The organism is Streptomyces rugosispiralis (assembly GCF_024505145.1).
In the GTDB taxonomy this organism is placed as follows: Bacteria; Actinomycetota; Actinomycetes; order Streptomycetales; family Streptomycetaceae; genus Streptomyces; species Streptomyces rugosispiralis.
In genome coordinates this window covers 1-5,007 of record NZ_JANIAA010000109.1, presented here as the reverse complement: position 1 = coordinate 5,007, position 5,007 = coordinate 1, and the positions used below count along the sequence as shown (strand labels likewise).

Annotated in this window: 4 protein-coding genes and 1 riboswitch; of the genes, 3 read left to right on the top strand and 1 reads right to left on the bottom strand. The window is 70.3% G+C overall.

The window, feature by feature from the left end:
- The first annotated feature begins 125 nt into the window (after positions 1–125).
- Positions 126–252: riboswitch (cobalamin riboswitch) on the top strand.
- 132 nt (positions 253–384) lie between these two features.
- Both NP777_RS46470 and NP777_RS46465 read left to right on the top strand, forming a co-directional pair.
- A complete protein-coding gene (locus NP777_RS46470; RefSeq protein ID WP_256656254.1) occupies positions 385–2,796 on the top strand; it encodes a ribonucleoside-diphosphate reductase subunit alpha in 2,412 nt (803 codons plus the stop codon).
- Between the two features lie 17 nt (positions 2,797–2,813).
- Complete coding sequence (locus tag NP777_RS46465; protein WP_256656253.1) at positions 2,814–3,845, top strand: ribonucleotide-diphosphate reductase subunit beta; 1,032 nt, start codon at positions 2,814–2,816, stop codon at positions 3,843–3,845.
- A 59-nt stretch (positions 3,846–3,904) separates the two neighbouring features.
- Here the strand turns inward: NP777_RS46465 and def are convergent, their stop codons facing one another.
- Complete coding sequence (gene def, locus NP777_RS46460) at positions 3,905–4,534, bottom strand: peptide deformylase (RefSeq protein ID WP_138913906.1); 630 nt, start codon at positions 4,532–4,534, stop codon at positions 3,905–3,907.
- A gap of 135 nt (positions 4,535–4,669) precedes the next feature.
- Between def and NP777_RS46455 the strand changes: the two genes are divergently transcribed.
- Positions 4,670–4,963 (top strand): hypothetical protein, encoded by a 294-nt coding sequence (locus tag NP777_RS46455; protein WP_256656252.1) that lies wholly within the window; start codon positions 4,670–4,672, stop codon positions 4,961–4,963.
- The last annotated feature ends 44 nt before the right edge of the window (positions 4,964–5,007 follow it).

The window sequence follows — 5,007 nt, the reverse complement described above, 5'->3', positions numbered from 1 at the left end:
TCCCCCTGGGCGCCGCCTGACCAGGACTCCCACTCGCCAAGCCGGAACGCATTAGCACATTCATGCGAAACTCCGCAGCTCCGACACAAGATGTGGGGGCGCGTGCGTCGGCCGACACAAGATGTATGCTCGTCCTCGCTGTCGCCGCAGGGGAATCCGGTGGGAATCCGGAACTGTCCCGCAACGGTGTACGTGTGCGCTCATTTCGGCGTACCCGCGAGTCCGAGCACCTGCCGACAGCCCTGTGAACACGTCCCCCGGCCTCGAGGGTTGGGCCGATGGACGCTGCGTGGTGTGCCTGGCGTACGAGGAGTACGGCACCGGTATGCCCGTACGCGCCCATCGCCCCCTTCGCGGCCCGGCCGAGCGAGGGAGAGCACCTCAGTGACCATCGCGCCCGCCGATCCGGTTTCAGCGCAGGCGGCTTCTCAGGCAGCGGACGACGCGCCCGGGACCGCCCTGCTACGGACCCTTACCGGACTCACCGCCGACCTGCCCGCCACCGACCCCGGCAAGGTCGCGGCCGCCGCCCTGCGCGGCCGTCATCCCGGCTCGGACGAGGCGGAGTTGCGTGGACTCGCGACCGAGGCGGCGGCCGGTCTGATCGCCGAGGAGCCGGAGTACTCGCGGCTCGCGGCGCGGCTGCTGGCGCTGACCATCACGGAGGAGGCGGCCGGGCAGGGCGCGGTCTCCTTCTCGACCTCCGTCCGGGTGGGCCACCGCGAGGGGCTGCTCGCCGACTCCACCGCGGAGTTCGCCGCCGCCCACGCCGCACGGCTGGACGCGCTGGTGGAGCGGGCCCTGGCCGACGGCGCCGACAACCGCTTCGGCTACTTCGGGCTGCGCACCCTCTACAGCCGCTATCTGCTGCGCCACCCCATCACCCGTCAGGTGATCGAGACCCCGCAGCACTTCCTGCTGCGGGTGGCCTGCGGCCTCGCCGAGAACCTCTCGGAGCGGGCGCTGGACGACGTGGCCGAGCTCTACCGGCTGACCAGCACGCTCTCGTACCTGCCCAGCTCCCCCACGCTGTTCAACTCCGGCACCCGGCATCCGCAGATGTCGTCCTGCTATCTGCTGGACTCGCCGCTGGACGAGCTGGACTCGATCTACAACCGCTACCACCAGGTGGCACGGCTGTCGAAGCACGCGGGCGGCATCGGCCTGTCCTACTCCCGCATCCGGGCCCGCGGTTCGCTGATCCGGGGCACCAACGGGCACTCCAACGGCATCGTGCCGTTCCTGCGCACGCTCGACGCCTCGGTGGCCGCCGTCAACCAGGGCGGCCGCCGCAAGGGCGCGGCCTGTGTCTACCTGGAGACCTGGCACGCCGACCTCGAGGAGTTCCTGGAGCTGCGGGACAACACCGGCGAGGAGGCCCGCCGCACCCACAACCTCAACATCGCCCACTGGATCCCGGACGAGTTCATGCGCCGGGTCGAGGCGGACGCCGACTGGTCGCTGTTCTCCCCGGCCGACGCGCCCGCTCTGGTGGACCTGTGGGGCGAGGAGTTCGACTCCGCGTACCGCAGGGCCGAGGCCGAGGGGAAGGCCGTCAAGCAGGTCCCGGCGCGCCAGCTGTACGCCCGGATGATGCGCACCCTCGCGCAGACCGGCAACGGCTGGATGACGTTCAAGGACGCCGCCAACCGCACCGCCAACCAGACCGCCGAGCCCGGCAGGGTCGTTCACTCCTCCAACCTCTGCACCGAGATCCTGGAGGTCACGAACGACGGCGAGACCGCCGTGTGCAACCTCGGGTCGGTCAACCTCGCCGCGCACCTCGGCGAGGACGGGCAGCCGGACTGGGAGCGCCTGGACGCCACCGTCCGCACCGCCGTGACCTTCCTCGACCGTGTGGTGGACATCAACTTCTACCCCACGGAGGAGGCCGGGGCCTCCAACTCCCGCTGGCGCCCGGTGGGTCTGGGCCTCATGGGACTCCAGGACGTCTTCTTCCGGCTGCGGCTGCCGTTCGACTCGCCCGAGGCCACGGCGCTCTCCACACGGATCTCCGAGCGCATCATGCTCGCCGCGTACGAGGCGTCCTGCGAGCTGGCCGAGCGCCACGGCCCGCACCCCGCCTGGGCCGAGACCCGCACCGCGCGCGGTGTGCTGCACCCGGACCACTACCCGGACGCGGTGGCCACCTGGCCGGAGCGCTGGCAGGCGCTGCGCACCCGGATGGCGAAGTCCGGGATGCGGAACTCGCTGCTGCTGGCGATCGCGCCGACCGCGACCATCGCCTCCATCGCGGGCGTCTACGAGTGCATCGAGCCGCAGGTCTCCAACCTCTTCAAGCGCGAAACGCTCAGCGGGGAGTTCCTGCAGGTCAACTCCTACCTGGTGGACGACCTCAAGAAGCTGGGCGTCTGGGACGCCCAGACCCGTGAGGCGCTGCGCGAGTCCAACGGCTCGGTGCAGGACTTCTCCTGGGTGCCCGCGGACGTACGGGAGCTGTACCGCACCGCGTGGGAGGTCCCGCAGCGCGCCCTGATCGACATGGCGGCGGCCCGCACCCCGTACCTGGACCAGAGCCAGTCGCTGAACCTCTTCATGGCCTCGCCGACCATCGGCAAGCTCAGCTCGATGTACGCGTACGCCTGGAAGCGCGGCATCAAGACCACGTACTACCTGCGCTCGCGCCCGGCCACCCGGATCGCCCAGAGCGCCCGGGGCGGCGCCGCCGCGGCCGCGGCCCCCTCCCCCACCGTCCCCGCCCAGCAGGCCCCGGCCGAGGCCGACGCGATCGCCTGCTCCCTGGAAAACCCCGAGTCCTGCGAGGCCTGCCAGTAATGCCCACCGCATCCGAGATGACCACCGTGAACACCGCGCCGGGCCACGTCAAGAACCTGCTCGACCCGGGCTTCGAACTCACCCTGCGGCCGATGCGGTACCCGCAGTTCTACGACCGCTACCGCGACGCGATCAAGAACACCTGGACCGTGGAGGAGGTCGACCTCCACTCCGACGTCGCCGACCTCGCCAAGCTCTCCCCCGGTGAGCAGCATCTGATCGGCCGTCTGGTCGCCTTCTTCGCGACCGGCGACTCGATCGTGGCCAACAACCTGGTGCTGACGCTCTACAAGCACATCAACTCCCCCGAGGCGCGGCTGTATCTGTCGCGGCAGCTCTTCGAGGAGGCGGTGCACGTCCAGTTCTATCTGACGCTGCTGGACACCTACCTCCCCGACCCGGACGACCGCGCCGCGGCCTTCGCCGCCGTCGAGAACATCCCCTCCATCCGGGAGAAGGCGGAGTTCTGCTTCCGCTGGATGGACTCGGTGGAGAAGATCGAGCGGCTGGAGACCAAGGAGGACCGCCGCCGCTTCCTGCTCAACCTGATCTGCTTCGCGGCCTGCATCGAGGGGCTGTTCTTCTACGGCGCCTTCGCCTACGTGTACTGGCTCCGCTCGCGCGGGCTGCTGCACGGCCTGGCGACGGGCACCAACTGGGTGTTCCGCGACGAGTCGATGCACATGGAGTTCGCCTTCTCGGTCGTGGACACCGTCCGCGAGGAGGAGCCGGACCTCTTCGACGACGAGCTCCAGCGGCAGGTCACCGACATGCTGAAGGAGGCCGTCGAGGCGGAGCTGCAGTTCGCCCGCGATCTGTGCGGGGACGGGCTGCCGGGCATGAACACCGCGTCGATGCAGGAGTATCTGCAGTGCGTGGCCGACCAGCGCCTGCAGCGGCTCGGGTTCGCACCGGTCTTCGGCTCGGAGAACCCGTTCTCCTTCATGGAACTGCAGAACGTGCAGGAACTGACGAACTTCTTCGAGCGGCGCGCTTCGGCGTACCAGGTGGCGGTCGAGGGGTCGGTCGCGTTCGACGACGACTTCTGACATCGACAGGGCGGGCCGGAACCCGAGAGGTCCGGCCCGCCCTGTGAGGTAGGACACACTCAGTCGTTGGGCACCGTCTCATAGCGGGCGGTGCCCTCGGCCATCTGCTTCAGCACATCCTTACGGTCGCGCTTGGAGAGCCGGTCGATGTAGAGGTAGCCATAGAGGTGGTCGGTCTCGTGCTGCAGGCAGCGCGCGAAGTAGCCGGTGCCGCGCACCGCGATCGGCTCGCCGTCGAGGCCCTGGCCGCGCACCACCGCGTAGTCGGGGCGGGCCAGCTCCGCGTAGGCCGTGGGGACCGACAGACAGCCCTCGTTGGAGTCGTCCAGCACCCGGCGGTCGGCGGGCAGCTCCTCCAGCACCGGGTTGCAGACCACGCCCACATGGCGAACGCCCTCGTCGTCCATGCAGTCGTAGACGAAGACCTTGAGGTCGACACCGATCTGGTTGGCGGCCAGGCCCACGCCCTCCGCCGCCCGCTGGCTGGCGAACATGTCGTCGACGAGCCGCGCCAGCTCCTCGTCGAACACGGTCACGTCCCGGCACTCCTTGTGCAGGACCGGGTTGCCGTACACGGTGATCGGGCGGGCGGTGCCACGCTCGCGGAAGGCCCGCTCGCGCTCCTCGCAGTCCTCCGTGTCCACGATGAACTCGTCGTCCACCCGCTGCTTCGTCCCTTGCTGCGACATCGTCCGCCGTACGCCTTCCTTCAACCGTGATGCGTCGCCCTACAGGGTACGGGCACCGCGCGGCGGGGTGCGGTGCGCTTACGCGGTGTGACCGGGCCTCCGGATGGCCTCCAGGGCCCATTGGGCGCTGCGGGGGTGCCCGGCGGGTCTTTCCCTCTCCCCGCCCCTTCCCGCTACCAGGGGGACCGCCCCTGGACCCCTGAAGGCCACCAGGCCGACCGCCGCCGCGAACAGCTCACCGGCCAGGACACCGACCGCGCCCCCTGCGACGAGACGTTCGAGCGCCAGCCGGCGAGCAGCGGCCAGGACGCCCACGGGGCGGACGTGCGAGGAGGGCGCGGGGTGGACGGCGAGGGCGTCCGCGGGGTGAACGGCGAGGAGGGCACGGGGTGGGCGAGGAGGCCCGCGGGGCGGACGGCGAGGGCGTGAGCACGCACACTGGCGGGCTGATCGCGGCCCGCACGCCAGCGCAG

Excerpts from the sequence above, each read along its gene's own strand:
- NP777_RS46465 (WP_256656253.1), top strand. The coding sequence starts at position 2,814 with ATGACCACCGTGAACACCGCGCCGGGCCACGTCAAGAACCTGCTCGAC.
- def (WP_138913906.1), bottom strand. The coding sequence starts at position 4,534 with ATGTCGCAGCAAGGGACGAAGCAGCGGGTGGACGACGAGTTCATCGTG.